This is a genomic window from Aeromonas sp. QDB18 (assembly GCF_027705325.1).
Classification (GTDB): domain Bacteria; phylum Pseudomonadota; class Gammaproteobacteria; order Enterobacterales; family Aeromonadaceae; genus Aeromonas; species Aeromonas caviae.
The window spans coordinates 1-688 of sequence record NZ_JAPDBQ010000345.1; the positions used below are offsets into that span (position 1 = coordinate 1).

General features: G+C 60.2%; 1 pseudogene. It reads right to left on the reverse strand.

What is annotated here, in order from left to right:
- A pseudogene (locus tag OKC30_RS21285) lies at positions 1–585 on the reverse strand (IS66-like element ISAs21 family transposase); the annotation flags it as partial.
- Positions 586–688: the final 103 nt, after the last annotated feature.

Sequence of the window (688 nt, forward strand, 5' to 3'; positions counted from 1 at the left end):
GGCGCCTCGGCTAAAGCTCAAACCGAAGTGCTGCTTGAGCTGCTGCTGTATCTTGCTGATGCTCTGGTGGAACTGACCACTCTGCAAAGCGATATAGCTCAGCAGATTAGCCCCCATCTGGCTGTGGCTCACCGTATCGGGCAGGGCTGCTTCACTGGTGGTGACGCACCCACGGCAGGTGCCCCGATACAGCTGATGCTCTGTCACCACATAGCTGACCTCGGGCAGGTCAAACACCTGATGAACCCGGTAGGGCTTGTCATGGGACACCACCTGCTCACCACAGCAGGCGCACTGCCGGGCAGGATAGTGTGGTATTGCCGTCAGTCGGTCGTCCTCAGGATGACGTTCACGCCGCTGCCCCTTGTGGCCAGGCTGGGCACCACGAGCCTTGCCGGAAGCGGGGCGCTTGCGCGCAGGCGGGGTCCCCGAGCCATCAGTGGAGGGGGGCTTGGAGGAGTTATTGCTGTTTTGGTTGAGGCGGTCTTCAAGCTCGGCGATGCGCGCCATCAGCTTGTAAATCAGCTCGTTGGCTTGCTCGAGGGTCAGCGGCAGGCCGGGTGGTGGCGTAATGGGTTTGCTCATGACGTGATGGTGCCAAGCTGGCGGGATCAGGCAAGGGGCAACAGTGGATCAAGGGATGATCGTCTCACTTTTTCCTGTCAATGCCATCTGGGTGAACAGTTAC